Genomic DNA, 18,108 nt, shown 5'->3' on the forward strand with positions numbered 1-18,108 from the left:
TTGTTTGTTTAATTGTTGGAGTGTTCGTTTGTATGGACAGATGTTGATTCTCAGGAAACTTCGCCCAGTACCATTCACGATAACAGAAATTGAGATTGGCTTTCTTATGTGGCAATTCTATCACCTTCTCTACACGGAAGCCGACATGCGCTTATTCATCAGTGCTGCCAAAGATTCAACGGATCCTTCACCGACCATTTTACCTACTGCCGGCTGCGCGAATACCCAATCGAGCATACATTGCGTGGAGGAGATGAAAACTTCAGCTTAGGATCTACCGGCGCAATAAACTGATGTGTACCATAATCCGTTGTAAAGCATCGTAATAGTCCGCCAACATATCCCGCACTACCCAATACACTTCGAAGTTGTAACCGGGCGTACCATTGATCTCTCCGATGTAACTATGTGACCAGTTGCCCGGCAGCATACCCGATAGTATAACTCCAGTTCACGCAATGGCCAGTCCATCTTCCAGATCTTCTTTGCGTGCTCACGGTTAAACCATTCATGTGCCATTTCCAGATCACGGTCTATGTCAAATGGCCGTATACTGACAGTGATATCTTCCTTCGGGAAATACCGGCTATATACAGCTGCTTTCCTTCCGGTTGAATAAGTGCAGCAGAAAAGAAGGCCTTATGCAGAGGATTGGGATAAGGACGCGTCTCCTTGTCTTTTCCCAACAAAAAAGATAACAGGTCATTGACAACCGTCAACTTGTTACTGTTTAACAAAGGATGATCCACCAGTGATTGTTCACATCTTTCATATATGGCACTCAACAGGGTTGTTTCATCTGCCTGCTGATGATAGCCAGACATGCCACCAGAGGCAATAAATCCTGTACCAGCCATTGCTCCGGCACTGGCTGACGACTGATATCCGTTACTGACAACAGTGTATTAAACGTATCGATACTCCCACCTTCCGGCTTGGCGGACAAGGAAAAGCAGATAGATGAGCTAATGCCTTTGCAGCTGTATATCCGGATATCCGGCCTTTAAATGCGTCGCTATTACTGTCAGCAGACCCTTCGCATCAATCGTATTGATCCGGTCATCTGAAAGCGTTCTCTCTATTGCAGGGTAATCAATACATGATAGCCGCTTTCGGAGAAGTAACGTAAGGGAATAAAAACCTCCCGCCCATTGCCACTAAAGTCCAGTCGCAAATGAAGTGTATGTCCTGTGGTAGATAAATAGTCCGCAAGTGTCTTATCATATTTCGGACACCTTCATAACAACTCCAGTTGGAAAACCCTCTGCAATAGCTGTTAATGATGGCAGTCATAACATGTGTATTCATTCATTTATTGTTTTACCTGTGACAGCCATTGACGTATTTCCTGTACAGCCAGTTGCACACGCAGCTGGCCAAAGCGTTTGCCTTGTTCAGGTGTCGCCTGACAGGGATCTCCGGATACACCGGCAGCATCCAGCGGACCATTGCCCAGCTGTGTTGTATCTCCCGCTGCCAGATATCCTGTGCGTACTGCAGCTGGTAATACAGCCCATGTTTCCGCAGTATCCCACAAACCACCGTGACCACCGGTACCAATCCCTGACGGGCAATGCCGGCCTCTATCTGTGCTCTCGCTTTCGCATATCCATCACTTGAAAAGAACACCCTTACACCTTTGGAACGGAGTGTACTATCTAATCTTGCAGCCAGTTTTTTTAAAGGACGCTGACTGTTAAAGTGATCACTCATCAGAATGATGTAACGGAAGCCTGAAGCGACCATACTTCGCACAACTTGTTCATTCACATCAGAAAAGGTCTCATCCGTCAGGGAAATTGTTCCGGGATACCGCTCCAATACAGGGCTATTCGGCGCAAAAGGAAGTACCGGCGCCACCAATGTATTACCAAGGCTGTCGGCAATCTGTGCGGCATACCGGTATACACGATAGTTGTGTTTACCCAGTGCCAGATGAGGACCGGAAGCCTCCGTACCGCCACTGAAGATCAGCACCGTATTAGCTCCGGCAGACATCCGCGTCGCCAGTTCCCTTGAGGTCATTGCTTCTATCAATACCTGCTCCGGCATCTGCGCCCATACATGGATACAGCAAAAAGAGAAGAGACAAATGATACCGGCTATCTTCTTCATACGGTTGCCATTTAGTGTAAGAGGGCGAAGGGCTAAAAGCCGCTATCGGATTTTCTACAATGCCAACTGATGCTACATCAAAAGGATTCGCCCTGTTACGTAACTGACGGTTATTACTGATCTGTAAGCGGTTCAGGGCATCCGGACTGATCTCCTTTACAAACAGATCATACTGCTGAAACTTCTGTTCCAGATGCGGATGTCTTTCCCTGTAGGTCAGCACAACCTGCGCTACCAGTTCCCAGAAACGTTTTTCAGGATAATCCATATGCTCTTCGAGAATGGCAGCTATAAAACGGAAAATACCGTCAAATATCTGCGTGAATAATGGCAGGGTCCTCACCTCATCCGGCACACGTACGCGTAAACGACTGGCGATCTCCGGTAATGGCACATCTGCACTGAGCACGGATACTTCCTCTCCGATATCTTTCATGATCGTACGTACCGGCACATGATTCTCCAATACGAGTATGATATTTTCACCATGCGGCATAAATACCATATCGTGCTGATAGAAGCAATGCAGCAAAGGACTCATGTAAACATGTATGTATTGCAGTAACCATGCATCTGCATCCAGACCAGAAAGCTGAATCAGTTCAGGCAGCAGAGCCTCTCCCTGTGTATCAATATGCAGTAGAGCGGCCATTGTCATAATACGCTGACCAGCCTTTACCTTAGATAAAGGGCTTTCTCTCCATAATGCCGCCAGCATTTTCTTGTAAGGATTGTCCGTCTTCGTGGCCTGCTCATAATAATGATTGGAATAACCTGTACTAGCAATCTCACGCAGTGTACAAAAACCTGTCTCCTGCAGATAAGCATCCTGTAAGACCAATGTATTCACCCAATCGTTAATACCGGGTGTGGTACGCATAAAATAAGGTGATAGTCCACGTACATAACCCATGTTCAGAATAGAAAGGGCTGTCTTCACATAATACTTCTCCGGACGATCAACATTAAAAAAGGTACGGATCGATTGCTGTGGCCGATACTGATCCTTACTGTATCCCAGCAATACCAGTTTATTGGCTGCTATATCAGGTGCGAAGATATTCGCCAGCTTGTTATACCATTGCCATGGATGCACCGGTATATAAATGTACTCTGCCGGCGCTAATCCTTTACCGGTAAGTATCATATCAAATTCATCCGCCTGACTGCCCAGCTCCTGTTGTTTCACCTGTGCATATTCAAGTGGAGCAATGCTGGTAAACTCAGTACAGCTCTGATGTCCTGCCAGCCATAACAAAGACATCGGACCGGCTGCTTCGGGTGCAAAACTGCGATAATCGCTGGCATCAAAACCTACCCTGCCATTATTGGCAATAAAGCGGGGATGCCCTGTCATCGCCTGTTCTATCTCCTGATAGGCAGCTCCCGCCAGATATACGGAAGAAGGGCCTCCCTGTGTATGCATATGCGCACTACCATACAAGGTTGCTGCCACTTCTTCCATATATACCGGCAGCATGGAAGCATCCATATTTAATTGTTCACTGAACTCTACGATGAAGGCAAGGGCATCCAGCGGAGCAGGTTGTCCCTTTACGAACTTCTCAATAGATTCGGTCAGGATATACCAATGGTTGAGACGCAATATTTTTGCGCGGAAACGATATTCTATATCAGGTTGATCTGATGTCAGCACATATACTACCCATCCCTGTTTTACATGTCTGTAAGATGGCTGTATGATCTGTTCATGGGCATATTCTGCAATCATTTTACGGATGTGCAGCCGGTTTACCCGTGCCCATATATCGGGTTGCAGGTGTGCTACTGCCTCCCGTGGAGTAACTGTATTAAACATGTAAGTATCTTTAAATAATTAAACGACCGCTACCTGTCTGTGTTTAAAGGCCGACAATGGATTCTTAAATGTGCCTGCAAACTGCTGGCTTTTGAAAGGGTTATTGGGCTCGATCATCCGCTGGTTATTGCGGATCTGCAGTCTGTTCAGACAGGTTTTGATGATCTCATCCGCAAACAGATCTGTACGTTTGAATTTCTCTTCCAGCTCAGGGTGTAACTGCTGATAACGTTGAATACACTCAGCTGCCAATGCCCAGAATTGTTCTTCCGGATAGTCTGCATGTTCCACCAGAATAGGTGATACAAAGCGGAAGAAACAGTCAAAGATCTGGGTGAAAATAGAGAGTATCTTCAGTTCTTCCGGTACCGGAATAACAATGCGTTTTACGTTTTCAGGCAGATCCAGTTCACTGTTCACCACTGCAACTTCTTCTGCTATATCTTTCATGATCGCTTTTACCGGTACATTATTTTCCAGTATCAGGATCACGTTTTCACCATGTGGCATAAAACGCAGATCGTAATAGTAGAAACAATGTAACAGCGGACTCAGATAGCAATCCATATACTGTTGCAGCCAACTGCTGATATCCAGACCGGAAGCTTTGATCAAAGCAGGTAACATCGCCTGCCCATGTGCATCTATATGCAGTAAAGCTGCCATTGTCATCAGGCGCTGGCCGGGTTCCAGTTTACCAACCGGACTTTCACGCCAGAGTGTTGCCAGCATTTTCTTGTAGGCGCTCTCTCCTTTTATAGCTGTTTCAAAGTAGTGGTTGGTGTATCCCATCGTAGCTGCTTCTTTCAGCATGGTAAATCCCTTTTGCTGCAGATAGGCATCGCCTTCTATGATGCTGCTTACCCATTCATTGATACCCGGTGTCGTACGCATGTAGTATGGCGAAAGACCACGCATAAAGCCCATATTGAGAATGGACAATGCTGACTTCACATAAAAGCGTTCCGGTGTAGTGACGTTGAATAAGGTGCGCACAGATTGTTGTGGCAGGTATTCATCTCTTCCGTACCCCAGACACACCAGTTTATCCGCCGCAATATCAGGTGAAAAGATACTGGCCAGTTTGTTATACCATTGCCATGGATGGATCGGCATCAGGTAATAATCTTCCGGCTGAAGACCTTTTTCTTTCAGGATACTATAGAAAGTCGCTATCGTATCAGCATCCAGTTCCTGTTGCAATACTTCTTCATATTGTAAGGTATCTATACCAGTGAAAACAGTATTGCTTTTATGACCAGCCAGCCATATCACGGAGAATGGGGTGGCTGCCTCCGGTGCATATTTGCGATAATCAGCGGCATCATACCCGATACGGCCATTATTAGCCACGAAGCAGGGATGACCAGCCATCATAGCGTGCTCTATATCCTGATAATCGGCCTTTGTCAATTCAGCCGCTGTGGTGGTATTATAAGTATGCATATAGGCACTGCCATAGAGCGTACTGATGATCTCTTCCAGATAGGTAGGTAACAGTACAGGATCAAATCCGAGTTGCTCACTGAACTCAGTAATAAAGTGTACTGCATCCAAAGGCACAGTTGTACCGTTTACTTCTTTTTCTATTGAGTCAGTATCTATGTGCCAGTGATCAAGACTCAGTATCTGGGCACGGAAGCGATACTCAATTCCTGCCACCGGTGATAAAGTATAGTGTCCCCAGCCAGCTGTTGTTGCTTGTAGTACCGGCGTTATCAGTAATTCATGCGCAAACTCGGCAATGATCTTACGCACATGTAGTCTGTTCACCTTCAGCCAGGTGTCTGGTTGCAGATGCGCTACTGCTTCTGCTGCTGATATATTATTCGTTTGTGGATTCATAAATTTGGCTTTATTGGCGCCATGCAGCACCGGTCTGTTTGATGGTGTTAAGAATAAAGTGCACGTCGTCAAGGGTGGTTAACGGATTCAACATGGTGAATTTCAGATAGAAATTACCATTGACACGTGTACTGGCTACCAATACCAATCCGCTGTTAAACATTGTCTTTTGATATACTGATTCAGGGCATCCAGATCAGCAGTATTATACTGCTCCGGTGCATATCGGAATAGTATTACGCCTATATCTGAATAACTGAGCAGCTCCAGTTCAGGATCCAGTCCGATCACTTCTGCGGCCTTTTCAGCTGTTTCTATAATCGTTTCTGTATAGGCGCCCAGCTTTTGTTTGCCCATCAGTCGTAAGGTGAACCACAGCTTAAGTGCATCGAAGCGGCGGGTACTTTGCATGATGGACTTATTAATCTGATTCAGATCATCATAGTCTTCATCTTTCGGATTGAGATAATCCACATGCATGCGTAACAGGCGCAGATATTGTCTGTCTTTCACAATAAACGCACTGCTGCTGATAGGCTGAAAGAATGACTTATGATAGTCAATCGTAACAGAATGCGCCGTTTCCATACCGTCCAGCAAATGGCGGTACTTCTCCGTGAGCAGCAGTCCACAGCCGTATGCAGCATCTATATGATACCACAGTTGGTATTTAGCCGCAATACGGCCGATATCAGCCAGCGGATCAAGATTACCGAAATCAGTTGTACCTGCGGTTGCCACAATTGCAATAGGAATGTTCCCTTCCCGGATCTCTCTGGCAATCGCTTCTTCCAATACAGCAGCATCCATGCGGAAGCGTGCATCTGTTTTTATTTCCACCAGTGCCTGCTCTCCCAGCCCTAACAATGCAGCACCTTTATGGTTACTGAAATGTGCTTTTTCTGAAATAAAAATGCGATACCGGGAAGCATCTGCAGGTAATCCCTGCTTCTTTATATTATGGCCACCATGTGTAATAGCATAGTGATCTCTTGCGAGCAATAAACCCATCAGATTACTCTGTGAGCCTCCTGCCGTAAATACGCCATCTGCAACAGTACCAAAGCCTATTTCACGGGCTGTCCAGCTGATCAGCTGCTGTTCCATCAGTGTGCCACCGGCACTCTGGTCCCATGTATCCTGAGAAGAGTTAATGGCAGCGATCAATACTTCAGCAGCGACTGCCGGTATCACGACCGGACAATTCAGGTGTGCGATATAGGCAGGCAGATGAAAAGCAGTGGCATGTTTTACATACAATTCCTGCACTTCCTGCAGGAGACTTTCATAATCAGGTAATGGGGTATCGAAATCTACTGCAGCAAATGCTGCTTTTAATGCAGTTGAAGAAACACCACTGAAAGGCTGCCGGTTGCGATGCAGGAAATTGGTGACCAATTCTTTTGCACCATTGATGGCATTTTCATATTCAGCAGCAGATCCCTGATGAAAAATATCTTTATAGGTTTCCTTTACAGGCAATACAATGTCCTGCAGCGGCTGTTCCCAGCCTGCAAATGCGGTAGTACTCATATGTGGATGATAATTTTCCGGGTTGATTAAAGGTTTGCGAGGTGAGAGCCGTATACTTTACCGTAGTGCTCTTCCATGATGAGATAAGGGTTTTCAGGATGGGTTACTTCACGGATGTTAATCAGGCTGGTCTTGCTCATCATACGTAACATCAGACGGCGTTCGCATTTCACCAGCTGACCGTTTTCCTCTCTGAAGCCCGCCAGAAAAGCATTCCGGCCATGAGCGCAAAGATGATTATTCACAAAGATCAGGTCACCTGATTCAGGCACGAAGTCATTATATATCAGCTTACGGGCCTCTTCCCAGAATCTTTTCAGATTATGCAGGGCCTCAGGATCCTGATTAGCATCTTCATTATAGATCTGTTCTGCGGCATCAAAACGCATAAAAGGCGCGGATCTGCTACCATATAATACAGATGTTCTGATATCGTCTCCCAAGGCCTCTTCTGAAGCATAGTTAGCATCCTTCGGACACTTGTATATAGGCTTGAAAAGCTCCTGTAGTATTGCATCTGGTCTGCCATGAGAACGGATGGAATACAAAGTGGAAGGCACACGTTCCTCATTACGCAGGAAAAGGAAACTCAGGAAATCAGCAGCATTATGCAGAAAAGCATCTTCAGTATGCACAAAGAGATCTGTACGGGAACCTGAGCCTGTTTGTGTGAAACTCATGTTTTCATCAGGAATAATGGCATGCATTAAACCACCTCCTTTTCTCTGGGCAAAATACTCAACTGGCTTGGAAGGTACAGCACCATGTAACAAAGAGGAGATGAAGCCATACTCCACAATCTTTTCATAGTCTGTTTCCTGCCATGAGCGGGGTGTGGGGCCTAATTCGTCCTGACCTATTTCTATTAATCCACGCAATACGACAGCTCCGTATTGCTGGTCGGAAAAGTCTGTTCCGAAATTACTCAACACCTTTGCAATACGCTCTGGTAAAAGCGTGTAGGCATTTAAGTGTAGCATCGAAATAAAACCGGGATCATCATAGCTCTTATACTTTCTTTTCAGCTTTTTCCCGATGTAAGTAATTTCCAGTTTTTCTTCTTCAGTGATATCTATTATCAAAGGCTGTAGCGGAGGTTCGGCAGCAAAAGGCATTACGCGGGGAAGCTCCTGTGCTCCTGGGCTAATTGTGGGTGTCACGTCTGAGGGTCTCATTCAATAAAATGTTTTAACGTCAAGGTTGAGAATGAAAATGATTAATAAGGGTCTGACATATGTTGTTACATGAAATTTCAGTAACAACAACATGCAAAAAGTAGTCTTTTAATGCTATAAATGCTTATCGGATTAACTAAGCGTCACAAATTTGCATCATCTGCGTTGAGTGCGATAATCAAAAGCGGAAAACATTTTACGCAATCAGGAAAAGACATCTGGTGGCGGGTTTCGGAGGTTAACAATATTATTTTTTCATTAAAGCAGCTAAAACGGAATAAGGTAAATAGTACTTTTCGTATAAATATTTTCAAAAAATTAAATGGGGTAACTAACTAAGCAAAAGTACACATTTTATTTCATCTTTGCAATCTCGATGCAGGAGAAAATGTTTCATAATGATCACTTATAGTTGACATAAAAATAGCCTTTGAATTCATCCAAAGGCTATTTATAAATGAGCGTGAAGCAATTAAGTTATCCAAGAAAATCCATTTCCTCTTTTGGAAGAAAATATCGTGGCGGCCGCAATATTTTCTTCACCTCCCTGAAAAGCATTCGGCTTAAATAATTCTCCGGAATGCTTTTTCCCATATCTACCCTGTTATGTATTACTTCATGCAAATATCAGCACTGGGACACGGAAAAAATGGTGAAGTATCTGGTTTTTAGGGTCATGGGGTAAAAAGGCTGTAAATAAAAATCCCGGCCACTGAAGTAGCCGGGATTGCCATCGATATGTTGTCCCTCTGCGGGACGCTTCCTGTTTATAAGTTTTGTTGGGGCTGTCTTGTACCTGCTTTATAATACAGTTCAGCCAGTTTCTTCTGATAACCTGATATAATGCTCTCCCGCTTTATTTTCATATCGATCAGCTTACTTTCACGGCTATTGATCAGGAACAGCGTACTTTCCCCCAGATCGAATTTCTGTAATTCACCGGTCAGCAGTAACTGCTGATTGTTGATACTCTGGATCTGTACCGTCATCTGCGACTTATATGCTGTCAGACTATTATATGAAGCCGTGATATTATTCCCGATTTCACGACCGGACTGCACCAGATCATAGTTTAGCTGTTGCTGTTTGATCTTTACTTCTTTCAACTTACCACGTTCTGAACGTAAAAACAGCGGAAAAGCAAACTCTACGCCTACCTTGTAATTGCTCCAGTTAAAATCATAGTAATCCGGCACATGGGAACCAAAGTCCCTGCGGGTAGATAATAATGCACCGCTGATGTTTATCTTAGGTTTCAGCAGCTCCTGCCTGTACCGGCGTTCGATATCAAGCTGGTCTCCTTTGGCCCGCAATTTCACCAGTTCGGGGTGCTGTCTGTCGGCTTGTCCCAGTAATGTATCCAGCAGGTTCCTGTCGGGCAGGTTAAGATCCTGATCTACCGGTTGCGGAATGGCATCAACAGGCAGCTCCAATGGCGCCCCATTTTCATTCCAAAGGTTGTTGGAGAGTATCAGCATAGCGTTCTGCACTTCTATGACGCTTTTTGCCAGCTGAATTTCTCTATCCTGTACCGTGATACCCGCTTCAATAGAATCAATAGGGGGCTTGTCACCCATGAGCGTCTGACTGCTCACTGCACGAAAACGCTTCATTGCCAGATCAACCCCTTCCTTCACCAGCATGTACTCCCTGTAGGCATAATACCAGTTCCAGTAGTCTTTAACGGCATTAAACCACACACTGTTGATCTGCTTTACTTTATCTGCTTCTGCGTAATTAACCATGGCTTTTGCCTGCCAAAGGGTACTACGTCGTGCATCTATCAGCATTCCCTGTCCCAGTGGTATGCTCAGTCCGACTGCGGTAAGTCCGTCCGTACCGGTACGTGTCTCGGGCGCCGTATACGTACCTACATTACGGTCATACCCTACTTTCAGATCAGCACCGGCTACGTATAATGGCACTTTCAGTTCACCGCCCCAGTTATTATAATACTCTGTATTGCCAAACAATTTGCGGCCTAATGCGGCTTTTAGCGCCGGGTCGAAATACCCCAGCGACTGCAACACACTGGCCCTTGCTGCATCGCTTAATAATGCCGCCTGTTTTACAATAGGATGATGCTTGAAAACAATTCCTTCCAGGTCTTCCAGCGAAAACATCCTTCCTGTATCTGCTACCGGCGTGGTCTGCGCAAAAGCACTTACCCGCGACAGCAGTAATACAAACAAGCCGGCAGCTAAATAATGTCTTAATCTCATCATCATGTTTATAAAGTGTATACCGGCTTTATCATTTCTTTGCACTTGATTCCTTCTCAGAAGGTTCTTTCTCCAGACTTGGCGGGAAGCCGTTCAGCTGCCGCCACATCTCATACCATAAGGGTACTGAGCGGAGAATAATACGACCATACACTCCAGAGCCCTGTCTGAGCTGTATAGGCCATGGTTCGTCATTTGTTGGTACCGGAGATGCCTGTTTTATCAGCAGACGATATTTACCGCCATTACTGCTCACACGGTCAATCGCCCATACCTTACCTGCGAAAGTACCCACCGCTACAGAAGGCCAGCCTGAGAACTGTACGGAAGGCCATCCCTCAAATTGCAGGCGTACATCACTCGTATCCAGTATGAGCGGTACATCCATTGCGTCGACGTATATCTCCGCCGCTACCTGCGGATTCAGGGGTTGCAAGGTTGCTATTGACTCCCCTTCCTTGATATTCTCTCCAATACCTGCCTTCAGTGTCTTTACCACAAATCCATCCTGTGGCGCCCGCACAATATAGAGACCGCGGCGTATAGAGATATTGGAGATATCATTACGCAACTTCGCAATCTCTCCGCGTACACTCGCACGGCTTGACATTGCCGAACTCATATCCGACTGCGCTTTGGCCAGCGATTCCTGATATTTCGCTCTGATATTATCCAGATCGATCAGGGCATTCAGCAAAGCCTGTTTAGAGTTATTGAGCTTGTTTTGCTGTCCGATCACTTTGGCATTGTCTTCCTGCAACTTCAGGCGACGGGTTTCTATATCCGTGAGGGAAAACAGGCCGTTTTTATACCCAGACTCGTAACGCTGTAAACGTGCTTTTGAAGTCTCGTAAAAGTTCTGTACCGCTACGAGATCAGCGCTGTCTATTTTGACATAGTTTTCTGACTGATGTACTTTGTTCTCCGCAGCAGATAACTGATAGCGCAACCCACTGCTCAGTGCCTGTATCTGTGCGTTGGTTGCTTCCATCTTCTGCACGGCCGCTGCTTCGCTGCCTTTCTTTGCTTCCAGCTGTTCGTCCAGACGTAAAGGCAGTTCCGGATCGAAATAAGACTGACTTGTCTCAGAGATCACCAGAATTGTATCTCCCTTCTTCACTTCCTGTCCTTCGCGTACCGCCCAATGCTCGATACGACCACCAATCTGGTTCTGTACGGTCTGCGGACGGTCCTCCGGTCTCAGTGCCGTTACTGTCCCCTTACCCGGAATCGTCTGACGCCATGGCAGGAATAAAATAATAATCAACAGGATGAGGCAAATGGTGATGATCCTGCCTAATATGCGCGAACCCTTTACTTTAATAAGTTCTGTCTGTGACTGTGTCGCCAACGTTTCTATTTGCTTATCGTGTAAGCTGCTATTTGCTAATTTCCCCATTTTATTTTCCCTCCTCTAATTCCAGATCAGTTACTACAGCCAGTTTTTCACTACCGGTAACCATGTCAAAAACAGTGTTCAGGTTTGTCATCAGTTTTTCTACCGCATAACTGATCTGTACAATGATCACTTCAGCGGCTACAAACTGTCCGAAAGTCATTTGTCTTTCTACCACGAAAAATGACCCCAGCAATAACAGTCCGCCCATCAGAATAGTACGCAGGGCAACAGAACTGATGAAGAATTTTTTCAGCACACAAAAATGATCATTACGGGCCATGAGATAGCGGGCGGTAATCTCATCGGTGGTCTTAATGACTTTATCCATCATTTCAGGCTTACCACGGTATTTATCCAGATCGGCCGCTACATCTTCCAGATGGGCGACCAGTTCATATTTATGACCTGATTCGTCAATACTGGTTTGTACGCCTTGCTTGTAATAAAGCAGGATCACCAATGCAATAGCCAGCAGGGCAAAAAGACCTACGGCCATGAATACGGGATGATAGAACGAGAGGAGTATCGCACTGAAAAATATCTGTACAGCAGCTGCGACGATATCCACCAACAGTTTTGTCAGTCCTTTCTGTATAGTGAGAATATCAAAAAAGCGGTTGACCAGTTCCGGTGGATGCTCCCCCTGCAACTCTTCTTTTTAATACGCGGCAGACGGAAAGCAAATTCCATCGATGCCTTGGCAAATATTTTCTGTTCAATAAACTCGACCAGTGTAAGCTGGCCAATTAAAAGTGCGCCTACAATCACCACACCTATCAATACCACAGCTATCAGTATGTAGGTGGAGCTATACATTGATCCGTTGGAAAGCAGATTATACACCGCCGTAGTACCTAAAGGCAGCGTAAGTCCGATTATACCGATCAATACAGCATAAATAAAAATGTAGTTAATAGAGCTACGCTCATGATGTAGCAAACGCACCAGTCTTTGCCAGGGCGAAGGAGCATTGGCATGCTTCTTATTCTTCATAAAAAGATATTAATATCTGATAATAAATAAACTAACTCGCGTGGTGATATTACGATGTTACGTACGCCTGTCCGCGGGATGTATACACATGACAATCCCCTGAGCATACGCACTAGTGTTATGCACCGAAATAAACCAAAACATGGCATCATCAGCCAATACGAACCTACCCGGTATACGGGAAAGCACGTCGCGTCCTTACATGTAATATCAGGCTATATGGAGTGGAGGTGGCGTGAGAACATCCCTGAGCGGTTCTTTAAAGATTGTGTAGCTGTACACACACCAAAAAGTGGATGGAGGAAATGCCCAGGTAACTGTAAAATTTAAGTCGTTCTCAAAATAAGAAAAAAGCTTTTTAGCGCTTTTATTGAAACAGTCCTCGTTTGTATCGGGACCCGGAGTTTCATCGTTATTCGTATTCTCAACGTCGTAATACTTGTAAGTAGCATAGTAATCAATAAGAAAATCACAGGACTTTATGGTGAACACCGTCATCAGCAGCATCCATATTATCCCCTTTGTTGATTTGTTTCTTAAACTGTTCACTATATCCACTTTCGCAAATATAGTGACTCGGGGGCTTTTATACAAACCTGAGGGATTTCTTAACAATCAATTTAACAAAAGATTACTATCCCAGCGGGGCTTAAACATGCAAAAAAAGACCCACACGCCCTTCGCCTGTCACTTATTTCTACCACATATTCTCTGATTAATACCGCTGTATTAAATTCTTATGCAGGATCTTTGTACCGTTTTTTTAAGTAATTTAAAGTATATGACCTTTACGGAATATCAGGCCCTTTTCGATGACATATTATCAAAAAGTGCCGAAGAACATACTGCTCCATATAGCAATCATGCATATCTTGAATATGTGAAACTGAACCGTTCACGCATGAACCGCTGGTTTAAAACAGGTAAACTGTCCGCGAAACTGATTGCACTTGTTGAGAAGATCACCACACCACAACAGTGGATCGTGATTACCGAAGCATGGTGCGGCGATGCATCACATAGCGTTCCATTCATGAAGATGATGGCAGACCTGAATCCTTTCATTAATCTGTCATTTGAATTAAGAGATAGCGAACCATTTAACATCGAACATTACCTGACCAATGGTACCCGATCAATTCCAAAATTAGTCGTTCGCGATGCAGACGGAAAAGATATCGGTATCTGGGGCCCACGTCCCAAAGACTGCCAGATCATGTATAAAACCCTGTTGAGTAATCAGGCCTCCTCTGAAACAATCAAAGTGGAAATGCAAAACTGGTACAATAACAACAAAGGTGTTGACATACAGGAAGAGTTGTATACCATGTTAAGCATGGCCCTGCAGCAGCAGGAAGCATAAACATATTTACCCATACCTGAACCTGCAACTGTTTTATCTGGCGATTATTAATATTTTGTATATAAAATACGAATATCCGCTTGTTCTGAGAGATATGTGCCGTATATAATAAAGACTATAGTAGCTTTGCCTTACAATCATACAGATAACTATGGATAAGTCTGATAGTAAGATCCTCCGGTTGCTGATACAAAACGCACGGATCACCGGTGCTGATATTGCCCGGAAAATTAACCTCTCCCTCCCCGCTGTCACGGAAAGACTACGAAAGCTCAGCAGGTCCGGTATCATTGATAGTTATACCATCAAAGTGAACAGAGAAACGCTTTCTTTACGGTTGCTCGCCTTTATTAATATCTGGATCGATCACTCGAAAAATACCAATGTAAAAGATCAGGTTATTGCTATAGATGAAGTACTGGAATGTCATCATGTAGCGGGTGACTATGACCTCTTGTTAAAAGTATTGGTGGAAGATACAGCCGCACTCGAAAATTTGCTGGTGAATAAGATAAAGACCATCAAAGGCATCACACGTACAAGTACTACCATCATTCTGAGAAGCTATAAAGAAGAAATTAACTCCAAAGCATTCTGATATGAACATCACTGAACTCAGACGACTGATTGAAAAATTTGAGGCCTGCACACTCCCCAAAGAAGAATGGACGCATGTTAACCATTTTGTCATGGCACTATGGTATTGCACACAATTCCCCCTGCCACAGGCCATTGAAAAGATAAGAAGTGGTATCAAAAGATATAACGAAAGTATTGGTGGAAAAAACACAGAGGAATCGGGTTATCATGAAACGATCACCTTATTCTATACCGGTACAATTGCAGATTATCTGCTGACCGCAAATGTTGACATGCTCACCGACGAGACATTGGCCGCCTTTCTCCGGCAACCTTTCCTGAAAAAAGATTACATCTTCCGGTTTTACAGCCGGGACCTGCTGAGGAGCAAAGATTCCCGGCTGTATTGGAAGGCGCCCGATAAAGCAACTGTGTATTCCGCTTAATAGTGTTGTCAGTAAATGCCGGGTATTGCGTAGAAATCCCTAATATACCACACTGGCAGTAGGGCCGCCGGATGGTCTGTTCAACAAGGTAAAAGACTTATCATGATCTATCAGACGGGCGAAATAAATAGCGCCTGCACGGGTCAGGTGTCGGGTATCCTGACTGATAAACATACAGCTGTCTGTAAAGACCGGCATTCTACCCTGCTCATCGATCACCATTCCGATCAGATCAATATATCTACTGCCCCATTGCGCCTTCAGTTCATTGTTAATTTTCAGTGCCTGCTGCCGGATATTCACTCTCTGCGTACAATAGTTATTATCCCCTCTCTTCCTGTAGAATATCCCGTTATTGGCGCCGAAATTCTTATTACCAACGATCCACACCTTTGTCGTGTCAATACCATACCGCTGTGTCAATGCCCTTAAAGTGTCTACTCTTATTTCTGTAAAGAAGATAACATCAGCTTTAGAAAGGCGTTCTTTGATGTTCTTACACAAATTGGCATTATAGGTGTAACAGATGTCCAGATCCTGCCCATATTTTGATTCCAGCAGGATATTAGACCAGTCACGCGCATAACTGTTACCTATTACCAGTGTCCTGATCTTTTGTTACCAGTATATAACCTGTCCAGATCATATATCCTTGAGTTATACGCCTCATGCATGTGTCCCTTTGAACTACCGTCATTCTTCGTATATAACCCCAGCTCCGTACATCTCTTATAATACCAGACCTCATATACAAAAAGAGAGAAGACACCGAAGTCAATACCAACACCACAGCAGACACCGATAAGAGCATCCTGCTACTGACCTTCACCTTGTCCCTGAAGGGCTGTTCTATAAACTGATAAGATAACACAGAAAGCATCAGCGTAATCAGGAAGAGTACCACGGCACTGATAATATCTATTCTTTCCAATACAAAATAACGGCTATAAGCCAGAATGATCTGATGCCACATGTACAGACTAAAACTGATCTTACCTATCCAGACCATGTACTTCTGCTCAAGGAATGTATTACTTAACCCTTCATTGGTATGGCCAGGCAATAACAATCCCACCGAAGAAAACACCACCAATAGCAGATTAACAACTGGTGACAGATAAACGCCAAACAACAATACACATAATATGATAAACAGGAATCCAATTTTATACCTGTTATCGATGGTCCTGTTACTGAAGAAGATAGCACCCAGGCCCCCTAGTGCCAGTTCAAAAAAACGATACTGGATCAGATAGAACCGTCCATAAGTAGAGGAAGCTGACAGGAATAAGAATAAAGACACCACTGTTAATGTAATGAGCAGGGGTACAATCCACTTCTTTCTGGCACCTGTAAGGAAAAGGAAGATCAGGGGATAGACCACATAAAACTGTTCTTCTACACCAAGACTCCATGTATGCATGAGGGGTTTATAATCATTGAAAACATCCCAGTAGTCTGCCGTTGTTTTTAGCAACAGAATATTATTGGCAAACAGATTCGTAGCAATCACCGACTGACTGAGATTTTCCAGATCATCCGGTAACATCACAAACATGCCAATTATAAGGGCGATGAAGGTGGTAAATAAGACCAGCGGAATGATACGCCGGATCCTTCTCATGTAAAAATTAATAATAGAAAAGCGGTCTTCAAGTGCTTCATTATAGACAATCTTCGTAATTAAATAACCGCTTATTGCAAAGAAGATATCAACACCCAAATACCCGTTCGGGAGATATCCCATATGAAAGATAATGACTGACAGGACAGCAATTGCTCTGAGTCCGTCAATGTCTTTCCGGTAATGCTCCGGTTTAATGGTAGCCATGGACATATGTTTTAAGTGGTCAGTAAAGAAATGGTTCATTCAGCTCCAATGGAACGAAGGGGTGCTGTCAGCTATCTGAATTCGTGTCTCTGGTATGTAAAAGCCTGTCGGTTGATTCAATTGTGGCTCATCTTCAATGTCCGGAAGAACTGGGGTTATCCGGGCTAAAAAAACGTATTTAATGTATTCGCATTAACGGGAATAGTAACTGTAAACGAGATGTAATGCTAAGTAAAGGTTGATAGTGTGTCCGGTACGCAGAGTACCGTGTGTCTCTTGAATGATCGATTAACCTAAAATAACGCTTAAAGCTGACTCCGGGAATGCCTCATTTAAGCAGTTTCCTGCAATCAACCTGAGATAATCTGATGATTTTCTTTAATTTATGACCATCCGGAAAGTGTATTGTGCATACACTGCCAGCTGTATCAGCAGGCCTGAGCGCCCTTGCTTTTTTATGAATGTATATGCAGGATAAAACGACGATCAGTGCTGCGGCGATACACACTATGACATAGTAAGGCATTCCTACAAGGTTCAATATTTCCTGTTTTCTTTAGGGAGAAACAGGAATAAGACGGCAGTACCGTTATTGGTAGCATGTATAATAATCCCGGAATGATAGAATTTGTTTTGTAAAGACCCAGCCTAACAGCAGACCGATACAAAAAGCGGGTAAAGCCTGCCAGGGGTTCAGATGGATCAGGCCAAAGAATAAGGCCGAAATAACAATCGCCTTGCGTGGAGGATATCGTTTGAGCAGCCTTTCAGAGAACTATACCGCGACA

19 protein-coding genes and 1 pseudogene are annotated in these 18,108 nt (G+C 44.3%); 4 read left to right on the forward strand and 16 right to left on the reverse strand.

Going from position 1 to position 18,108, the window contains the following annotated elements; genetic code table 11:
- The coding region (locus FEF09_RS32095) for a hypothetical protein (RefSeq protein WP_222597195.1) at nucleotides 1-271 on the forward strand (271 nt) is incomplete at its 5' end.
- Between the two features lie 3 nt (nucleotides 272-274).
- Here the strand turns inward: FEF09_RS32095 and FEF09_RS35095 are convergent.
- The 13 genes and pseudogenes from FEF09_RS35095 to FEF09_RS32110 form a co-directional block, all read right to left on the reverse strand.
- Nucleotides 275-519 (reverse strand): annotated as a pseudogene (locus tag FEF09_RS35095) (GNAT family N-acetyltransferase).
- Between the two features lie 14 nt (nucleotides 520-533).
- The gene (locus FEF09_RS32105; RefSeq protein ID WP_222597197.1) at nucleotides 534-824 is read right to left on the reverse strand and encodes a hypothetical protein; all 291 of its coding nucleotides are present in this window, start codon (nucleotides 822-824) and stop codon (nucleotides 534-536) included.
- A complete protein-coding gene (locus tag FEF09_RS31105) occupies nucleotides 782-946 on the reverse strand; it encodes a hypothetical protein (RefSeq protein ID WP_186774572.1) in 165 nt (54 codons plus the stop codon). The genes FEF09_RS32105 and FEF09_RS31105 overlap by 43 nt, the downstream gene beginning before the upstream one ends.
- A 374-nt stretch (nucleotides 947-1,320) precedes the next feature.
- The gene (locus tag FEF09_RS27685) at nucleotides 1,321-2,052 is read right to left on the reverse strand and encodes a creatininase family protein (protein ID WP_315898197.1); all 732 of its coding nucleotides are present in this window, start codon (nucleotides 2,050-2,052) and stop codon (nucleotides 1,321-1,323) included.
- Nucleotides 1,982-3,934, reverse strand: coding sequence for an IucA/IucC family protein (locus FEF09_RS27690; RefSeq protein WP_261387832.1), 1,953 nt, complete (start codon nucleotides 3,932-3,934; stop codon nucleotides 1,982-1,984). Before FEF09_RS27690 ends, FEF09_RS27685 begins: the two co-directional genes overlap by 71 nt.
- 18 nt (nucleotides 3,935-3,952) lie before the next feature.
- Nucleotides 3,953-5,779 carry an IucA/IucC family protein gene (locus FEF09_RS27695; RefSeq protein WP_146308104.1) on the reverse strand — a complete coding sequence of 609 codons (1,827 nt, stop codon included), beginning with the start codon at nucleotides 5,777-5,779 and terminating at the stop codon, nucleotides 3,953-3,955.
- Nucleotides 5,780-5,789: 10 nt separating this feature from the next.
- A complete protein-coding gene (locus FEF09_RS33900) occupies nucleotides 5,790-5,942 on the reverse strand; it encodes a hypothetical protein (protein WP_261387833.1) in 153 nt (50 codons plus the stop codon).
- Complete coding sequence (locus tag FEF09_RS27700) at nucleotides 5,915-7,312, reverse strand: pyridoxal phosphate-dependent decarboxylase family protein (protein ID WP_261387834.1); 1,398 nt, start codon at nucleotides 7,310-7,312, stop codon at nucleotides 5,915-5,917. Before FEF09_RS27700 ends, FEF09_RS33900 begins: the two co-directional genes overlap by 28 nt.
- 26 nt (nucleotides 7,313-7,338) lie before the next feature.
- Complete coding sequence (locus FEF09_RS27705) at nucleotides 7,339-8,487, reverse strand: taurine catabolism dioxygenase TauD (protein WP_146308105.1); 1,149 nt, start codon at nucleotides 8,485-8,487, stop codon at nucleotides 7,339-7,341.
- 767 nt (nucleotides 8,488-9,254) lie between these two features.
- Nucleotides 9,255-10,715 carry a TolC family protein gene (locus tag FEF09_RS27710; protein ID WP_261387835.1) on the reverse strand — a complete coding sequence of 487 codons (1,461 nt, stop codon included), beginning with the start codon at nucleotides 10,713-10,715 and terminating at the stop codon, nucleotides 9,255-9,257.
- A 25-nt stretch (nucleotides 10,716-10,740) separates the two neighbouring features.
- Nucleotides 10,741-12,108 carry an HlyD family secretion protein gene (locus FEF09_RS27715; protein WP_146308106.1) on the reverse strand — a complete coding sequence of 456 codons (1,368 nt, stop codon included), beginning with the start codon at nucleotides 12,106-12,108 and terminating at the stop codon, nucleotides 10,741-10,743.
- Nucleotide 12,109: 1 nt separating this feature from the next.
- Nucleotides 12,110-12,757: an ABC transporter transmembrane domain-containing protein gene (locus tag FEF09_RS27720; protein ID WP_222597198.1), complete on the reverse strand. Its 648-nt coding sequence runs from the start codon at nucleotides 12,755-12,757 to the stop codon at nucleotides 12,110-12,112.
- Entirely contained in the window at nucleotides 12,688-13,101 is a 414-nt protein-coding gene (locus FEF09_RS32110) for a hypothetical protein (protein ID WP_222597199.1), read from the reverse strand. The genes FEF09_RS27720 and FEF09_RS32110 overlap by 70 nt, the downstream gene beginning before the upstream one ends.
- Nucleotides 13,102-13,882: 781 nt before the next feature.
- On the opposite strand from FEF09_RS32110, the gene FEF09_RS27725 reads away from it, so the two are divergent.
- The 3 genes from FEF09_RS27725 to FEF09_RS27735 all read left to right on the forward strand — a co-directional run bounded on the left by FEF09_RS27725 (nucleotide 13,883) and on the right by FEF09_RS27735 (nucleotide 15,489).
- The gene (locus FEF09_RS27725) at nucleotides 13,883-14,464 is read left to right on the forward strand and encodes a thioredoxin family protein (RefSeq protein ID WP_261387836.1); all 582 of its coding nucleotides are present in this window, start codon (nucleotides 13,883-13,885) and stop codon (nucleotides 14,462-14,464) included.
- A gap of 151 nt (nucleotides 14,465-14,615) precedes the next feature.
- The gene (locus FEF09_RS27730; protein WP_146308108.1) at nucleotides 14,616-15,062 is read left to right on the forward strand and encodes an Lrp/AsnC family transcriptional regulator; all 447 of its coding nucleotides are present in this window, start codon (nucleotides 14,616-14,618) and stop codon (nucleotides 15,060-15,062) included.
- A 1-nt stretch (nucleotide 15,063) separates the two neighbouring features.
- Entirely contained in the window at nucleotides 15,064-15,489 is a 426-nt protein-coding gene (locus FEF09_RS27735) for a hypothetical protein (RefSeq protein WP_146308109.1), read from the forward strand.
- Between the two features lie 39 nt (nucleotides 15,490-15,528).
- On the opposite strand, the gene FEF09_RS27740 is transcribed toward FEF09_RS27735, so the two are convergent.
- From FEF09_RS27740 to FEF09_RS35100, 3 genes are all read right to left on the reverse strand, one after another.
- Nucleotides 15,529-15,993 carry a hypothetical protein gene (locus FEF09_RS27740; RefSeq protein WP_146308110.1) on the reverse strand — a complete coding sequence of 155 codons (465 nt, stop codon included), beginning with the start codon at nucleotides 15,991-15,993 and terminating at the stop codon, nucleotides 15,529-15,531.
- 85 nt (nucleotides 15,994-16,078) lie between these two features.
- A complete protein-coding gene (locus tag FEF09_RS27745) occupies nucleotides 16,079-17,320 on the reverse strand; it encodes an acyltransferase family protein (RefSeq protein ID WP_186774571.1) in 1,242 nt (413 codons plus the stop codon).
- Between the two features lie 589 nt (nucleotides 17,321-17,909).
- Nucleotides 17,910-18,083: a CPBP family intramembrane glutamic endopeptidase gene (locus FEF09_RS35100; protein WP_409994892.1), complete on the reverse strand. Its 174-nt coding sequence runs from the start codon at nucleotides 18,081-18,083 to the stop codon at nucleotides 17,910-17,912.
- Between the last annotated feature and the right edge of the window lie 25 nt (nucleotides 18,084-18,108).

Source organism: Chitinophaga pinensis, assembly GCF_007896845.1.
GTDB classification, from domain to species: Bacteria; Bacteroidota; Bacteroidia; order Chitinophagales; family Chitinophagaceae; genus Chitinophaga; species Chitinophaga pinensis_C.